Origin of the sequence: Streptomyces sp. CoH27, assembly GCF_020181035.1 — a bacterium.
Taxonomy (GTDB): Bacteria; Actinomycetota; Actinomycetes; order Streptomycetales; family Streptomycetaceae; genus Streptomyces; species Streptomyces camelliae.
Map to the genome: position 1 here is coordinate 97,128 of NZ_JAIQYY010000016.1, position 17,522 is coordinate 114,649.

The 17,522-nt window shown below is 75.6% G+C and carries 3 protein-coding genes (1 of these 3 only partly in view); all 3 read left to right on the forward strand.

What is annotated here, in order from left to right; all coding sequences use genetic code 11:
- Tightly spaced (at most 17 nt apart), the 3 genes in view from LE548_RS26770 to LE548_RS26800 form a layout consistent with a single transcriptional unit that may run on beyond the window.
- Positions 1 to 4,481, forward strand: the 3' portion of a protein-coding gene (locus LE548_RS26770; RefSeq protein WP_308030641.1) for a non-ribosomal peptide synthetase. 19,585 nt of this gene lie to the left of the window's left edge; 4,481 of the gene's 24,066 nt are visible here — the last part of the coding sequence; its start codon lies off the left edge, out of view; its stop codon occupies positions 4,479 to 4,481.
- Positions 4,478 to 13,849 carry an SDR family NAD(P)-dependent oxidoreductase gene (locus tag LE548_RS26790; protein WP_263636616.1) on the forward strand — a complete coding sequence of 3,124 codons (9,372 nt, stop codon included), beginning with the start codon at positions 4,478 to 4,480 and terminating at the stop codon, positions 13,847 to 13,849. The genes LE548_RS26770 and LE548_RS26790 overlap by 4 nt, the downstream gene beginning before the upstream one ends.
- A 17-nt stretch (positions 13,850 to 13,866) precedes the next feature.
- Positions 13,867 to 17,490: a beta-ketoacyl synthase N-terminal-like domain-containing protein gene (locus LE548_RS26800; RefSeq protein ID WP_225099517.1), complete on the forward strand. Its 3,624-nt coding sequence runs from the start codon at positions 13,867 to 13,869 to the stop codon at positions 17,488 to 17,490.
- The last annotated feature ends 32 nt before the right edge of the window (positions 17,491 to 17,522 follow it).

Here is a 17,522-nt window from a genome sequence, read left to right on the forward strand (position 1 = left end):
GACCGGAGTTCCATGTCTTCGACCGCCGGGCCGGCGGCCTGACCCCGGCCGAGGGCGTCGGTGTGCTGCTGCTGCGGCCGCTGGCCGCGGCCCGCGCCGCCGGGGACCGTGTACACGCGGTGATCAAGGCGGTCGCCGTCAACAACGACGGCCGCACCGCCGGGCCGGCCACCCCCAACCCGGCCGCACAGCGCTCCGTCATGCTCCGCGCGCTGTCCCGGGCCGGGGTCCGTCCCGAGGACGTGACGCACATCGAGACCAACGCGGCCGGGTCCGCCGTACCCGACCTGATCGAACTCAAGGCGATCGCCGATGTCTACCGCCCCGTCGGCACCGCTTCCGCCCCCTGCTACCTGGGCTCGGTCAAGCCGAACATCGGGCACCCCCAGTGCGCGGAGGGCGTGGCCGGGCTGATCAAGACCGTGCTGATGCTGCGCAACCGGCGCATCACGCCCTTCCTCAGCGGCGAACAGCCACCCGAGCACTTCGACTTCGACGCCGTACCCCTGCGGTTCGCGCGGGCGGCGCTGCCCTGGCCCGACGGCGCGCCGCTGATCGCGGCCGTGTCCAGCTTCGCCGACGGCGGCACCAACGCCCATGCCGTGCTGGCCGGTTACGACGGCCCGGCCGGGCGGCGACCGCTGGAGCGCCCGCAGCTGCGGCGGCGCCGGCTGCCCGCCGCGCACGTCGAGCGGTTCGCCGTCATCGGCATGGCCGGGCACTACCCGGGCGCGGCCGGCCTGGCCGCCTTCTGGGAGAACCTCAAGGCGGGCCGCGACACGGTGCGCGAGGTGCCGGCCGAACGCTGGGCGGACCCCGCCGGCGACGGAACGTCGTGCTGGGGCGGATTCCTGGACGATGTCGACCGGTTCGACGCCGCGTTCTTCCGGATCTCCCCGCAGGAGGCGGAGATCACCGATCCGCAGGAGCGCTGGTTCCTGCGGACCTGCTGGGAGGCGATCGAGGACGCCGGCTACACCCCGGCCGGCCTCGCCGCGGCCAGGGGCGCGCACCGCCGCCGCGCGGTCGGTGTCTTCGCGGGCGCGATGCACAAGGACTACACGCTCGTCGGGGCCGAGGCGGCCACGCCGGTGCCGCTCAGCCTGAACCAGGGCCAGATCGCCAACCGGGTCTCCTTCGTCTGCGACTTCCACGGCCCGAGCCTGACCGTGGACACCCTGTGCTCCTCGTCGCTGACCGCGGTCCACCTCGCCGTGCAGAGCCTGCGGCGCGGCGAGTGCGACGTAGCGATCGCCGGAGGCGTCAACCTCTCGCTGCATCCGGGGAAGTACCGCACCTACGGCATGGTCGGCATGCACTCCTCCGACGGGCGCTGCCGCTCCTTCGGCGAGGGCGGTGACGGTTATGTCTCCGCCGAGGGCGTGGGCGCGGTCGTCCTGAAGCCCCTCGCCGACGCGGAGGCCGACGGGGACCACATCTACGCGGTGGTCAGCGGGTCCGCCGTCAACCACGTGGGCGCCGTCAGCGGATTCAGCGTGCCGAGCCCGGTCGGGCAGGCCGATGTCATCGCCGCCGCCCTCGCCGACGCCGGCGCCGACGCCCGCTCCATCGGCTACGTCGAGGCGCACGGCACCGGCACCGCGCTGGGCGACCCGGTGGAGGTGCGCGGACTGGTCACCGCGTTCGCGCGGGGCACCCGGGACACCGGGTTCTGCGCGCTCGGCTCGGTGAAGTCGAACATCGGCCACGCCGAGTCCGCCGCCGGGATCGCCGGACTGACCAAGGTGGCGCTGCAGTTGCACCACCGCACACTCGTGCCCTCGCTGCACGCAGAGACCCCGAACCGGCTGCTCGACCTCGACAGCACACCGTTCCGGTTGCAGCGGGAGACGGCCGACTGGCCGGCCCCGCCCGAGGGGCCGCGGCGGGCGGGGCTCAGCTCGTTCGGCGCGACCGGGGCGGGTGCGCATCTCGTCCTGGAGGAGTACGTCCCGGCCGAGCGGCCCGCCGCCCGCCCGGCGTCCCCCGCCGAGCCGGACCGGCCGGTGGTGGTGCCGCTCTCGGCCCGCGACGAGGACCGGCTGCGCGAGATGGCCGCGCGGCTGCGGGACACGCTGGCCGCTCCCGGCGCCCCGTCCCTGGCCGACACCGCCCACACGCTCCAGGTGGGCCGCACCGAGTTCCCCGTACGCGTGGCATTCGTCGAGCACGACACCGAGCGGCTGCTGGCACGCCTGGACGACTTCGCCCGGCACGGGATCCGCCCCGGCCTGTCCGGCACCCCCCTGCACGACACGGCCCGCCACTGGACCGAGGGCACCCCCACCGTCTGGCCCGCCCCGGCCCACCCCCACCGGGTGAGCCTCCCCACGTACCCCTTCACGGGCGCCCGCTACTGGGTACCCGCCCCGGCCCCCGTCCCGGTCCACGGCCCGGCTACGGCCACCACGGCACCCGGGGAGGCGGAGGGGAACCCGCCGACGAGCACGGGGACCGAGGGACACACGACAGGGACGGCGGGGGAGTGGCGCAGGCCGGCGTCCGCGTCGGCGGTGTCCGACCCGGCTGTGGCAGTGCCCGCGGCGGCGGAATGGCGTCGACCGGCGGCCGTCGTCGTAGGCGGCGAGCCCGGCGTGGTGGGCAGTGTGCCGGAGGTGGTTCCGGTGGTGCCGCCTGCCGGGTTGCTGAGTGTGCCGCGGTGGGTGGAGGCGGCATCCGCGGGCGGTGGTTCCGGCGGGGGCGGGCGGGTGCTGGTTCTCGCCGATGCGGGCGGAGGCCCGTTGGCCGAGGCCCTGGTCCGGCACCACCGGCAGGCCGGTGCCGAGGTGGCCGTGCGGTCGCTGGACGGGCCGTACGACGTCGCCGGCGGCAGGCCGGACCGCGTGCACGTGGTGGTCGGGAACGACGCCGCGCATGCCGGAACCGGAACCGGTGCGAGTGCCGAGTCGGCGGTGCTCCGGCTGGTCCGGGCGTTGGCCGACGGCGCGCCCGACGGGCGTACGGACCTGTTCCTGGTCACCCACGACACGCACTCGGTGGCCGGCGAACCGAGCGGCACCCGAGGGGCGGGGCTGGCGGGGCTGGCGTACTTCCTGGCCCGGGACGGCCGCCGGTTCGCCGTCCGCAACCTGGACGTCTCGGCCGCCGACCTGACCGGCCCCGACGCCCCCGCAGCGCTGGCCGCCGCCGTCGCCGCCGAACCCGCGGCCGGCGACGGCGAACTGATCGCGCTGCGCGGCGGACGCCGCCACCGGCAGCAGGTCCGGCCGGTCACCCCTGCCGAGGCGGCCGACCCGGCGCTCGCGGGCATCCGCCCCGGCGGCCACTACGTCGTCGTCGGCGGCACCGGCTTCGTCGGCCGGACCATCGGCCGCCACCTCGTCGACCGCTACGACGCCAAGGTCGTCTTCGTCGGGCGCCGCGCGGCGGACGACCCCGCCGTGCGCGCCGCCCTGGCCGACGGCCGGATCGGCTACGTCCGCGGCGACGTCACGGACGCGCGGCAGGCCCGGGAGGCGCTGGACGCGGCCCGGGGGCTGCTCGGCGACATCCACGGGGTGCTGTTCGCCGGCGCCACGCGGATCACCGGGGCACCGGTGGGTGTGGCCGAGCTCGGCGAGGAGGAGTTCCGCGCGCACTTCGACGTCAAGGCCGTGGGCGCCCGCCATGTGTTCGAGGCCGTCGCGGACCAGCCGCTGGACTTCCTGTGCTACTTCTCCTCCGCGCAGGCCTTCGCGTTCGGCGGTGCGGGCACCCACCCCGCGTACGCGGCCGGTATCACCTACGCCGACGCCTTCACCCGCGCCGTGGGCCGTACCGCCCGCTTCCCCGTCGGCGTCGTCAACTGGGGAGCCTGGCGGTCCTCCTTCGGTGAAGCGGCCCGGAACTTCCCGATGCTGGGCTTCCTTGCGGACGACGAGGGCGCGGCCTGCTTCGACACCGCCGTACGCCTGCTGCGGGCCGGCCGGCACCGCCAGGTCGTCGCCATGCGGGCGCCCGCCGGCCGCGCGGGCGACCCGGCCGGCACCGGCCGCGGCGAGGCCGCCGCACCGGCCGGTGCCCCCCGCCCGGCACCGGCCGCGGCGGACCGGCGGCCGGGGATCGAGCGGCTGCTGGTGGAGCGGCTCGCGCGGACGCTGCGGGTGACGCCCGGCGAGCTGTCGCCCTCGGTGGCCTTCGCCGACCTCGGGGTCGACTCCATCACCGGCGCCGCCTTCGTCACGGAGATCGCCGAGGAGCTGGGCGTCGACGTGAACGCCGGCGCGTTGTACGAGTTCCCGTCCGTCGAACGGCTCTCCGGCCACCTCGCCGAGCTGTCCGCCGCCCGGGAGCCCGACCCGCCGACGGGGGACGCCACCCCCGCGGGCGCCGCACAGGACGCGCCGCCCGGCGCCGCCGGAACCGAGGTTCCGGCGGACCTGATCGCGAGATTGGAAGCACGTTTCGCGGCCGGCGAGCTGTCCGCCACGGAAGTGCTGGACCTGCTCGATGCAGAGCTGGCCACGAAGGAGCGACGATGAGCAGCAGCACGAACGTCCGGGACATCCTCGACGGGTACGCCCGAGGAGCCGTCGACGCCGCGCAGGCGCGCAGCCTGCTGGCCGCCGGCCGCCCGGCTCCGGCCGCCGAACCCCCGCCCGCCGGCCCGGACCCCGCCCGGCCGCTGGACATCGCGGTGATCGGCATGGCCGGTCAGTTCCCCGGGGCGCCCGACATCCGCACCCTGTGGCACAACCTCACCGAGGGCCTGGTCTCCTACGGGGAGCTGCCGGAGCATTACCGCGCGGGCGACGGCCCCGGTACCTACCGCTGGGGCGGAGCGCTCGCCGAACGGGACTGCTTCGACCCGGAGTTCTTCGGCATCCGGCCGCACGAGGCCGACCTGATGAGCCATCACCAGCGGCTGCTGCTCCAGGAGAGCTGGCACGCCCTGGAGGACGCCGCACTGGACCCCAGGGCGCTGGCCGGTTCGCGCACCGGCCTCTTCATCGGCGCCGAACCCACCGGCTACCCGCACGAGTCGTTCGTCGGCGCCTCGGACGCGCTCGTGGCGTCGCGGCTGTCGTACTTCCTCGACCTGCGCGGCAGCGCCCTGGTGGTCAACACGGCCTGCTCCTCCTCCCTGGCCGCCGTGCACCTCGCCTGCCAGAGCCTGCGCTCCGGCGAGTCCTCCCTCGCCCTGGCCGGCGGCGTCAACGCGGGCCTGGACGCGCGCGGCCTCGACGTGCTCGTCGACAGCGGCGCCATGTCGCCCACCGGCGCCTGCCGCACCTTCGACGCCGACGCCGACGGCACGGTCTACTCCGAGGCGGTCGCGGTCGTCGTCCTCAAGCGGCTGGCGGACGCGGTGGCCGACGGCGACCACGTCTACGGCGTGATCAGGGCGACCGGCCTGAACCAGGACGGGGCCAGCAACGGCATCACCGCGCCGAACGGCGCCGCGCAGGAGGACCTGGTCCTCGACGTCTACCGGAGCCACGGCATCCAGGCCGAGCGCATCGGATACGTCGAGGCACACGGCACCGGCACCGCCCTCGGCGACCCGGTCGAGGCCAACGCGCTGGTGCGGGCCTTCCGGAAGCTGACGGACGCCCGCGGCTTCTGCACCGTCGGCAGCGTCAAGTCGTACATCGGGCACACCGGCGCGCCCGCGGGCGTGGTCGGCCTGATCAAGGTGCTGCTGTCCATGCGGTACGGCCTGCTGCCCGGCATGCCCACGCTGCGCCGCCTCAACCCGCTGATCGGCTTCGCGGACTCCGCGTTCGTGCCCGACCAGGAGCCCCGGCCCTGGCGGTCGTCCACCGGGGCTCCGCTGATGGCCGCCGTCAACTCCTTCGGACACAGCGGGACCAACGCCCACCTGGTGGTCGAGCAGTACGTGCCGGCCGCCGCGTCGCCCGCAGAGGACGACGGCGCCGCGCACCTGGTCCCGCTGTCCGCGCTCGACACCGGTCGGCTGCGCGCCCTGGCCCGCGCCCTGGCGGACCACCTGGCCACGCCACCGGCTCCCGGGCCCGCCCCGCGCCCCGCGGCCGGCGAGCGGATGCGCGCGGTGGTCGCGGAGGTCCTGGACGTCGCCGCGCAGGACGTCGCCCTCGACGAGCGGCTGAACTCCTACGGCGTCCTGCCGGAGCAACTCGCCAGGATCGCCGACGCACTGGAGACGGCCACCGGCTTCCGGCCGGACGCGGGCGCGCTGCACGAGGGCACCACGGTCGCCGAGCTGAGCAGGCTGGCGGCTGAGCACATCGCCGAGCACACGGCGGCCGACGGGCCGGCCGGCGCCCCGGCCGAACGCGAGCCGGGCGGCGGTGCCACCGTGCCCCGCCCGCCGCGGCTCGCCGACATCGCCCGCACCTTGCAGCTGGGCCGGGCGGCGCTGCCGGTACGGGCCGCCCTCGTGGTGCGGGACCTCGACGAGCTGGGCGCCGGGCTGCGGGCCCTCGCCGACGGCCGGGAGCTGCCGGCCAACTGCTGGATCGGCGAGGCCGGCCGGCCCGGCGACGTGATCCGGCTGTTCGACGAGGACGAGCTGCGCGAGGCCGTGGACAAGTGGCTGGACCGGGGCAAGCTCGCCCGGGTCGCCGAACTCTGGGTCAGCGGAGGCCCGGTCGACTGGCGCCGCCTGTACGGTGCCGGCCCGGTTCCCCGTATCCCTCTGCCGGGCTACCCCTTCGCCCGACACCACCACGGCCTCGCCACCACCGCCCCGGCCCCGCTGCCGGCGTCCACCCCCGCCGACGACTCCGCACCGGGCAAGCTCGCGGCCGCGACAGGATCCGCGTCCAGGCCGGCCGCGCCCACCGAGCCCACGCCCGTCGCCGCCTCGGCAGCGGTCGCGGAGAACTCCGTGCAGGGCGCGGCGGAGTCCGCCGAGGAATCGGCAACGGGCACGTCCGGGGCCGTGGCGGCCACCGGGACCGTCACCGGGACCGGCGTCGGGCAGCCGTCCGTACCCGCGCAGGGACGACCGGCCGAACGGCCCGCCATGCCGGACGCGGTCGCGACCGCGTCCGTCGGCGTGCCCGAGCGGCTCGACCGGGCGATGGCGGAGCGGCTGGTCCGGATGGCCGCCGATCTGGTCGGAGTGCCGGCGGACACGGTCGACGCCCGCGAGCAGCTCGACCGCTACGGCATCGACTCCGTCACCCGTACCCGCCTCAACCACCAGCTCTCCGAGGCGTTCCCGGACGCCTCCCGGACGCTGTTCTTCGAGTACCCGAAGGCCGAAGGCGTGGCCGCCCACCTGGCCGAGCGGTTCCCCGGCGCCTGCCGTACCTTCCTCGGCTGGGACGGCACCGGGTCCGAGCCGGCCATGTCCGTTCCCGCGCAGGCGGTGGCCGTCGTACCCGAACCCGCCCCGGCGGGCACCGGCGCGGCGGTGCCCGCCGGGTCCGGGCCCACGGCCCCCGGGGCGGTCCCCGTACCGTCCGCCCCCAGGCAGGAGCAGGAGCAGGAGCCGGAGGGCGCCGACGACCTGGACGGCATCGCCGTCATCGGGATGAGCGGGCGTTTCCCCGGTGCCGCCGATCTCGACGGCTACTGGTCGCTGCTCATGGAGGGCCGCACCGCCGTCACCGAGATCCCGGCCGCCCGCTGGGACTGGCGCGAGCACTACGACCCGCGGCCCGAGGGCGCCGACTTCGTCCGCAAGAGCCACTCCAAGTGGGGTGCCTTCCTGGACGGATTCGACGCGTTCGACCCGGAGCTGTTCCGGTTCACCGAGCAGGAGGCGCGCAACACCGACCCGCAGGTGCGCCTCTTCCTCCAGGAGTGCTGGAAGGCCCTGGAGGACGCGGGCTACGCCCCCTCCAAGCTGCCGGCCGAGACCCGCGGCCGTATCGGGGTCTTCGCGGGCGGCGCCAAGCACGGCTTCCAGCGCCTGGGTTCCGAAGGCCGGCTGGAGATGCCCCGCACCTCCTTCGGCGACATGGTGAACCGGGTCTCCTTCCAGTTCGACCTCGGCGGGCCGAGCGAGGCCGTCGACACCGCCTGCTCCTCGGCCCTGGTCGCCCTGCACCAGGCCGTGGAGAACCTGCGCCGCGGCCGCTGCGACATGGCCCTGGCCGGAGCGGTGAACCTGTATCTGCATCCGTCGACGTACGTCGAACTCGCCACGGTCGGCCTGCTGTCGGGCCGTTCCGACTGCGCGTCCTTCGGCAGCGAGGCGAGCGGCATCGTCCCGGGCGAGGGCGTGGCGGCGGTCGTGCTCAAGCCGCTGCGCGCCGCCCTGCGCGACGGCGACCCGGTGCGGGCCGTGATCCGCGGCAGCGCCGTCAACCACAACGGCCGGACCATCGGGTTCACCAGCCCCAGCGCCCAGCGGCAGGCCGAGGTGATCCGCGAGGCGCTGCGCGACGCCCGCGTCGACGCGCGCACCGTCAGCTACGTCGAGGCCACCGCCAACGGGTCGGAGATCGGCGACGCGGTGGAGATGACGGCCCTCACCCAGGCGTTCACCGACCGGGACGGGACCCGCGGCACCTACCGGGTCGGCTCGCTGAAGCCCAACATCGGCCACGCGGAGGCGGCCTCCGGCATGGCCCAGCTGTTCAAGGTGGTCCTGGCCCTCCAGCACCGCACACTGCCGCCGACGCGGTTGCCCGAGGAGTTCAACCCGGCCATCGACTTCGACCGGCTGCCCTTCGAGCTGTCCGGCGCACCCGCACCGTGGGAGCCGGTCGTCGTGGACGGCGTCACCGTGCCGCGCCGGGCGGGCATCACCGGCATCGGCGGCGGCGGGACCAACGCCCACCTCGTCGTCGAGGAGGCGCCCGCGCCCGCCCCGGCGCCCGCACCGGGCCCGCGCGGCCCGGTGCTGGTGACCCTGTCGGCGCACACCGAGGAACGCCTCGCCGCCCATGTCGACCAGTGGCTGGAGTTCCTGCGGCGGCGTCCGGCCGCCGGTCTGGCCGCGATCGCCCGTACCCTGCAGGTCGGTCGCACCGATCTCACCCACCGGCTGGCCGTGGTCGCCTCCGGTGCGGAGGAGCTGACCGGCCATCTGACACGCTGGCGGCGCGGTCGTCCGGGGGACGCCGTCGTCACGGGGACCGCCGGGCGGGTGGACCCCGCAGCCGTCGAGGCGGCCCTGGACGCGGGCGATCTGCACGCCCTGGCCGGGCTGTGGGTGCGGGGCGCGGCGGTCGACTGGGACCGGCTGTACCCGGACGGCGCCCCCGGCCGCGTGCCCGGTCTGCCCACCTACCCCTTCGAGAACCGCCGCTGCTGGATCGCCCCCACCGCCCCGGCGCCCGCACCAGCTGTCACCGCACCGTCCGCGGCGGCCGTACCCGCGCCCGGCACCGCCGGCGTGCTCGCCTCCCGGACCCCCGCGGAGCCGCCGGCCGGGCACCCATTGCTCAGCTCGGCCGTGCCCCTCGCCGACGGCGGGGTCGCGTACACCGGTGAGATCTCGCTGGACACCCACCCCTGGATCGCCGACCACACCGTCTCCGGCACGGTGCTGTTCCCCGGCACCGGATTCGTCGAGGCCGCGCTGTACGCCGGACGCGACCTGGGCTGTACCGAGGTGGAGGAGCTGACCCTGGAGGCGCCGCTGGCGATGCCCCGGGCCGACCGGGTGCTGCTCCAGGTCGTCGTACGGCCGCCCGACGGCGGCGGCAGCCGCGCCGTCGAGGTGCACTCGCGTCCCGCGCGGCCGCAGACCGGTGCCGAACCGGAGTGGACACGGCACGCCACCGGCACGCTGGGTACCGGTGCCGCCGGGCCGGACCTCGACTTCACCGCCTGGCCCCCCGAGGGCGCCGAACCGCTGCCCGTCGACGGCTACTACGACACCATGGCCGCCGCGGGATACGCCTACGGCCCCTCCTTCCGTGCCCTGCGGGCCGTCTGGCGGCGTGGCGACGAGGTGTTCGCCGAGGCCGAGGCGGCCGACGCCCAGGACGCCGGCCGCTACGGACTGCACCCGGCCCTGCTGGACTCGGCCCTGCACGCCATGGGATTCGGTGAGTTCGTGCGCGGCGGCGGCGGACTGCTGCCGTTCTCCTGGAGCGGCTGGCGGCAGGCCGGCCGGGGCGCGGCCACCGTGCGGATCCGGCTCACCGCGGCCGGCACCGACGCCGTCCGCGCCCAGATCGCCGACGGGTCCGGGCGGCCGGTGGCGGCGCTCGACTCGCTGGTGCTGCGGCCCGTCGCGGGCGAGAAGCGGACCGGTCCCGCCCCCATGCCCGACGGCCTGTTCGAGCTCGACTGGACCGTGCTGGACACGGCCGGGCACACGCCGGGGCGGTGGAGTGTGGCCGGTCCCGACGACCTCGGCCTGGCCCCGGCGCTGCGTCGCGCGGGTGTGGAGGTGTCCGAACTGCCCGGCGGCACGGGGCTGATGTCCCTGGCCGCCGGCGGACCGGCGGACGATCTGCCGGCCGCGCTGCGCGAGGCCACCGCACGGGCGCTGACCGAGACGCAGCGGCTGCTGGCCGACGACACGCGCGGCGCGGATCGCCTGGTTGTGATCACGCGCGGGGCGGTCGCCACCCGGGCCGGCGAGGACGTCACCGACCTGGTGCACGCCCCCGTCTGGGGCCTGCTGCGGGCGGCCCAGGCGGAGCACCCCGACCGGCTGCTGCTGGTCGACACGGACGACACGGACGCCTCGCTCGCCGCGCTGCCCGTGGCGGTGGCCGCCGCCACGGCCGCCGAGGAGTCGCAGCTCGCGCTCCGCGCCGGTGAGGCACGCGTGCCCCGGCTGGCCCGGCTGGGCACCGACGGTGCCCTGGTGCCGCCGTCCGACGGGGGCGCCTGGCGGCTGGACACGGTCGGCGCCGGAACGCTGGAGAACCTCGCTCTGGTGCCGTGGGCGGCCGCCGACGCGCCGCCCGCGCCGGGACAGCTGCGCATCGAGGTGCGCGCCGCGGGCCTGAACTTCCGTGACGTGCTCGGCGCGCTGGGCATGTACCCGGGTGACCTGACCCTGGGTGCCGAGGGCGCGGGCGTGGTCACCGCCGTGGGCCCGTCGGTCGAGGGGTTCCGTGTCGGAGACCGGGTCATGGGCGTGTTCCCGAGCGGTCTCGGCCCGGTGTGCGTGGCCGACGCCCGCACGGTCGCGCCCGTCCCGGACGGCTGGACCTTCGAGCAGGCCGCCGCCGTCCCGGTCGCGTTCGTCACCGCGTACTACGGCCTCGTCGACGTCGGCGGACTGGGGGCCGGGGAGTCCGTGCTCGTGCACGCCGCCGCGGGCGGTGTCGGCATGGCCGCGGTCCAGCTCGCCCGGCACCTGGGCGCCGAGGTGTTCGCAACCGCGAGCGAGGGCAAGTGGGACGCCGTACGGGAGCTCGGGGTGCCCGAGGACCGCCTGGCCTCCTCACGCGACCTGGGCTTCGCCGACCGGTTCCTGGAGACGACCGGGGGCCGCGGTGTGGACGTGGTCCTGGACTCGCTCGCCCGGGAGTACGTCGACGCCTCGCTGCGGCTGCTGCCGCGCGGCGGCCGGTTCGTCGAGATGGGCAAGACCGACATCCGCGACCCCCAGGAGGTGGCCACCGCGCACTTCGGCGTCCGCTACCGCGCCTTCGACGTGGTCGACGCCGGACCGCAGCGCATCGGCGAGATCCTCCGGGAGATTCTCGGCCTGTTCCGGCAGGGTGTCCTCACCCATCTGCCCCGGACCCGCTGGGACCTGCGGCGGGCGCCCGAGGCGTTCCGGTTCATGAGTCAGGCCCGGCACATCGGCAAGATCGTGCTGACGGTGCCGCGCCGCCCGGACCCGGACCGTACGGTGCTGATCACCGGCGGCACCGGTGTGCTGGGCGGGATGCTCGCCCGGCACCTCGTGACCGAGCGCGGCGCCCGGCATCTGGTGCTGCTCAGCCGGCGCGGCCTTGACGACCCGTCGGCGGCCGGGCTGGCCCGGGAACTCACCGCCGCCGGCGCCGAGGTGACGGTGGTGGCGTGCGACGTGGCCGACCGCGAGCGGCTGCGCCGGGTCCTGGACGCCCTGCCTCCGGAGCATCCGCTCGGCACCGTGGTGCACACCGCCGGCGCGCTCGACGACGGGGTCTTCGACGCGATGACGCCCGAGCGGCTGGCCACCGTGCTGCGGCCCAAGGCGGAAGGGGCGCTGAATCTGCACGAGCTGACCCGGGAGCGGGACCTCGACGCCTTCGTACTCTTCTCCGGCGCGGCCGGCGTGCTGGGCAACCCGGGGCAGTCCAACTACGCGGCGGCGAGCTGCTTCCTGGACGCGCTGGCCCAGCACCGCCGGGCCCACGGGCTGCCCGGCACGTCGCTGGCCTGGGGTTACTGGGAGCAGGCGACCGGCCTGACCCGGCATCTCACCGAGGGCGACACCGGGCGGATGGCCCGCGGTGGCCTGCTGCCCATGTCCAGCCGGCAGGGGTTCGAGCTGTTCGACGCGGCGTGCGGTGCCGACATGCCGCTGCAGGTTCCCATGCGGCTGGACCTCGGCGCGCTGGCCGCCCAGGCCGACGCCGGCGAGGGACACCCGCTGCACCGCGGTCTGGTCCGCACCGCGCGGCGCCCCGTGTCCGCCCCGCGGGAGAGCGCGCCCGGCCTGCTCGCCGGGGCCTCGGAGGAGGAACGGCGGGCGGCGCTGCTGGACCTGGTGTGCGACGAGGTGGCGGCCGTGCTGAACGCCGACCCGGCCGCCGTCGGCCCCGGCACCGGGTTCGTGGAGCTCGGCCTGGACAGTCTGACCGCGGTCGAGCTGCGCAACCGGCTGAACCGGGCCACCGGCCTGCGGCTGCCCGTCACCCTGGTCTTCGACCACCCTTCCCCGGGCCCCCTCGCCGACCACCTGGCCGACCGCCTCACCCGCACCCCCCGCCGGACCACCCCGCCCGCCGACCTCTCGACCGCCACGGGGACCCCGGCAACCAGCGGGACCCTGGCAACCACCGGGACTCGGGCGACCACGGGGACGATGGCGATCGCCGGGACCTCGGCAACCCATGAGCCGTCCGCGGCTGCCGGGACTGCCGTGCTCCAGGAGCCTTCCGGGACTCCGGTGGCGCCTGAGTCACCGTCAACTATCGGGGATCCGAGAGCTGCCGGCTCCTCGGCCGACGCCGGTGCTCCGGCGCCCCGTGAGTTGTCGGCGGTTGCCGGGGCTGCCCTGAACCCCGCGCCCTCCGGGACTCCGGCTACCCCTGCACCCCCGACAACCGCCGGGACCCCGACACCCCCCGAACGCCCCGTAACTCCCGGGACCCCCATGCTCCCCGCAGCCGGGACCCGCGCCCCCCACGCCCGTCCCGCAGTGCGTCGGGCCCTGTTGCGTGGGGAGGACCTCGATCGCGTCGGTGCCGTACTGGAATTCGGGTGTCGTGACACCGAGGGGCTGACGGAACTCGCCCGGCTCCACGGTGAGCTGGTGGTGCATGGGGTCACGGGGGACAAGGAGCTCGTCGACCTGGGCGCCCGTGAGCTGAGCGAGCGGGGGCTGGGCGACCGGGTGGAGCTGATCGTGGCGGACGAGACGCTCGATCCCGTACCGGGCGTCTACGACGTGGTGTTCGCCGTGCACGGCTGCGTCCGGGCGCGGGACAAGCGGACGCTGTTCGCCCGCCTGGACGCGGCCGTCGTGGACGGCGGCGCACTGCTGCTCGCCGACTTCGTGTGCACCCTGAGCGGCGACCTCGTGGACGAGCGGGCCGGGATCGCCGTACCGACCGCGCAGGCCTGGGCCGAGCAGTTCGCCCGCAACCGGTTCGTGATCGACGAGGTGACCTCGTACGACCTCACACACCCCGACCCCGACCTCGCCGGACCGCTGCGGCAGGGCTGGGTCGTCCACCGCCTGTTCCGGCTGCGGAAGCAGTCCTCCGTCACGCCCGAGGAACGGCTCCGGCTGAACCTGGCACACCTCGCCGACCCCGCCGCGCCCGCGCGCGACACCCGGAACTAGAAGGAGCAGTCGATTCAATGTCGCCCCACGTCAAGCAGGCGCTGACGGACATCGCGGCCCAGGTCCTCGACGTCTCCGCCGCCCAGGCGGCCACGGCCGACCTGCGCGGACTCGATGCCGGTACGGCCGTACGGATGACCGAGGCGGTCAACGGCCGCTTCGGCACCGCCCTGCCCACCAGCGCGGTCACCGCGGCGGACGATCTCGACGCCCTCGCCGTACGCGTCGAGGCCCAGCTCGCCGCCCAGGAGCCCGCCGACGCGGTCGCCGTGATCGGCATGCACTGCCGTACGGCCGGTGCCGACGACCCCGACCAGCTGTGGGAGGTGATCCGCGAGGGCCGGGACCGCACCACCGAGGTGACGGACCCGGTCGCGCTGGCGCTGTTCCGCGAGCACTTCCCGGACGCCGCGCCGCCGCGCTACGGCGCCATGGCCGGCACCGAGCTGTTCGACCCGGCCTTCTTCCGCATCTCCCCGCGTGAGGCCGCGGCGATGGACGCCGCACAGCGCGTCCTGCTCGAATCCTCCTACCACGCGCTGGAGGACGCGGCGCTGGACGCCTCCACCCTGCAGGGCCGCGCGGTCGCCACGATCGTCGGCAGCACGGGTCTCGCGCCGCAGGCCGAGTACTCGGCGCACGCTCTGATGGGCGCGGACACCAGCATCATGGCCGCCCGGCTCGCCTACCACCTCGACCTCGCCGGGCCCGCGCTGACCGTGGACACCGCCTGCTCCTCGTCCCTGGTCGCCGTGGACATCGCCCGCCGCCTGCTGCTGTCCGGCGAGGCCGACCTGGCGCTGGCCGGCGGCGTGTACGTGGCCAACCACCCCGGCACCTTCGTCACCATGGAGGCGCTCGGCACGGTGTCGCCGAACCGCTCGTGCCGCCCCTTCGACGCCGACGCCGACGGCATGCTGCTCGGCGAGGGCGTGGGCGTGGTCGTCCTGAAGCGGCTGTCGGACGCTGTGCGCGACCACGACCGGATCCTCGGCGTGATCCGGGGCAGCGGCACCAACCAGGACGGCCGCACCTCCGGCATCACCTCACCCAGCTCCAGCGCCCAGCGCGACCTGCTGCGCGCCGTCTACCGCCGGGCCGGGATCGGGATGGACCGCCTCGGCTACATCGAGGCACACGGCACCGGCACCAGCCTGGGCGACCCCATCGAGGTGCAGGGCCTCATCGAGGCGTTCGAGGAGTTCACCGACCGCCGGGAGTTCTGCGCCCTGGGCTCGGTCAAGGCCAACATCGGCCACACCATGGGTGCCGCCGGCGTCCTCGGCCTGATCAAGGTGCTGCTGTGCCTGCGGCACGCCAAGCTGCCGCCCGCCGCCAACTTCCGCACCGAGAACAAGCACGCCGACTTCGCCGGCGCCCCCGTACGGGTCAGTCGCGAGCTCGCCGACTGGACGGCCGACGACGGCGCGCCCCGGCTCGCCGGGGTCAGCTCCTTCGGGTACAGCGGCACCAACGCGCATGTGATCGTCGAGGAGTACCCGGAGCCGGTGCGCCGTACCGGGTCCCGGCGCAGGCGGCAGCTGGTGCCGCTGTCGGCCCGCGGCGAGGAGCAACTGCGCGCCAAGGCGGGGGCGCTGGCGGCCCGGCTCAGGAGCGGCGGCCTCGGCGACGCCGACCTGCCGGACCTCGCCCACACCCTCCAGGTGGGCCGGGAGGCGTTCGCCCAGCGACTCGCGGTGTGCGCCGGCAGTGCCGGTGAACTCGCCGACCGGCTGGCGGAGTTCGCCGCGGACGGCAGCACCGGGCCGTTCGTGCACCGGGGCGAGGCGCCCGAGCGGCGCGGCCGCGGCCGCGAGGACCGGCCCGCCGGCCGGGACCTGGACGCCCTCGCCGCGGCCTGGGTCACCGGGGCCGACGTGGACTGGGCCCGCCTGCACACCGGCACCGTCCCGCGCCGCATCGGGCTGCCGCCCCACCCGTTCGAACGGGAGGCCTTCCCGCACGTCTGGGCCCAGGGCACTCCCGGCGCCCCCACGCCAGCGGGCACGGTCGGCGCCGTCGAGGCTCCCGGCGCGGACGGCGCCGTACCGTCCGTCCTGTCGGCTCTCGACGCGGCGGCCGACGCCCAGCTGCGGGACGACCCCAAGTCCGGCGACCTTGAGGCCGCGCACCGCTCCGAGGTGATGGTCCGCGAGCTCGCCACGGTCTGCCGCACCCTGCTGTTCGCCTCCCTGCGCCGCATGGACGCCTTCGCCGCGGCCGGCGAACGCCATCGGCCCGAGGAGCTGGCACGGCGACTGGACGTCGTACCCGAGTACCGCCCGCTGTTCCGGGAGCTGCTCGCCGTCCTCACCGACGCGGGCCTGCTGCGCACGGAGGGGGACGACCTGGTCACCACCGGCCGGGTCACCGGGCCCGACGTCCTGGACTGGACCCCGGAGCAGGTGGCGGCCGTCACCGACGAGGTCGTCGCCCGCTACCCGGAGATGGCGGGCTACGCCCGGCTGCTCACGCTGTGCCTGGCGGACCTGCCCGAGGTGCTGACCGGGCGGCGCAAGGCGCACGAGGTCCTCTTCCCGGACGGCTCGTTCGACGCCGTCGAAGCCGTCTACCACAGCGACCACGACACCAACGGCCTGGTCGCCCGGCTGGTCGCCGAGTACGTCCGGGCCCGCCGGGCCGCCGATCCGGGGGCCTCCGTGTCGGTCCTGGAGATCGGTGCGGGCACCGGCGGCACCACCGCCAAGGTGCTGCCCGCCCTGGACGGCGCCGGCGGCGATCTCGCCTACGTCTACACCGACATCTCCCGCGGCTTCACCCAGTACGGCCGCAGCCGGTACGGCGCCGACCACCCCTACGTCGACTTCCGGCCCCTCGACATCGAGCAGCCGCCCGCCGGCCAGGGCTTCGCACCCGGCACCCACGACGTCGTGCTGGCCTGCAACGTCCTGCACGCCACCCGGCGGATCGACGACACGCTCGCCCACGCCCGGCAGCTGCTGCGCCCCGGCGGTGTGCTGATCGTGCTGGAGACCACCCGCAAGCAGGACTTCTTCACGCTCACCTTCGGCCTGATGAGCGGCTGGTGGGCGGCCGAGGACGACGGCCGGATCCCCGGGTCCCCGCTGCTGAGCGTGCCGCTGTGGCGGCAGGCCCTGGAGCGGTCCGGTTTCCGCGGGGTGCGCAGCCTGTCGCCCGCCCCGGTGCGCGAGGACCGGGCGTTCCAGGCGGTGGTGCTCGCGGAGAAGGAGGGCGCCATGCCTGCGGCCACGGTTCCGGTGACCGCCGAGCCGGTCGCCCCGGTCGCCGAACCCGCCGTCGAACCCGCCGCAGCTCCCGCTGCCGAGGCCACCGCCGAAGCCGCCGTCCAGGCCGCCGCCGGTGCGGACGGCGAAGCCGCCTTCGGCAGCCCGCTGCAGCAGCGGGTCGCCGCCGCCTGGCAGGAGGTGCTGGGCCTGGCGTCCGTCCGGCCGGACGACGACTTCCAGGAGGTGGGCGGCGACTCGATCATGCTGACCCAGATCATCTCCCGCCTCAAGAGCGGCTTCCCGGTCGAACTCGACCTCGGCGAACTGTTCCAGGCCCGCACCCTCGCGGACATGGCCGGCCTGCTGGAGGCCGAACTCATCGACAAGATCGACCAGTTGCCGGACGACGCGGTGAACACCCTGCTGGCGTGAGCGACGCACACCCCGTACGACCGAGAGGAGCC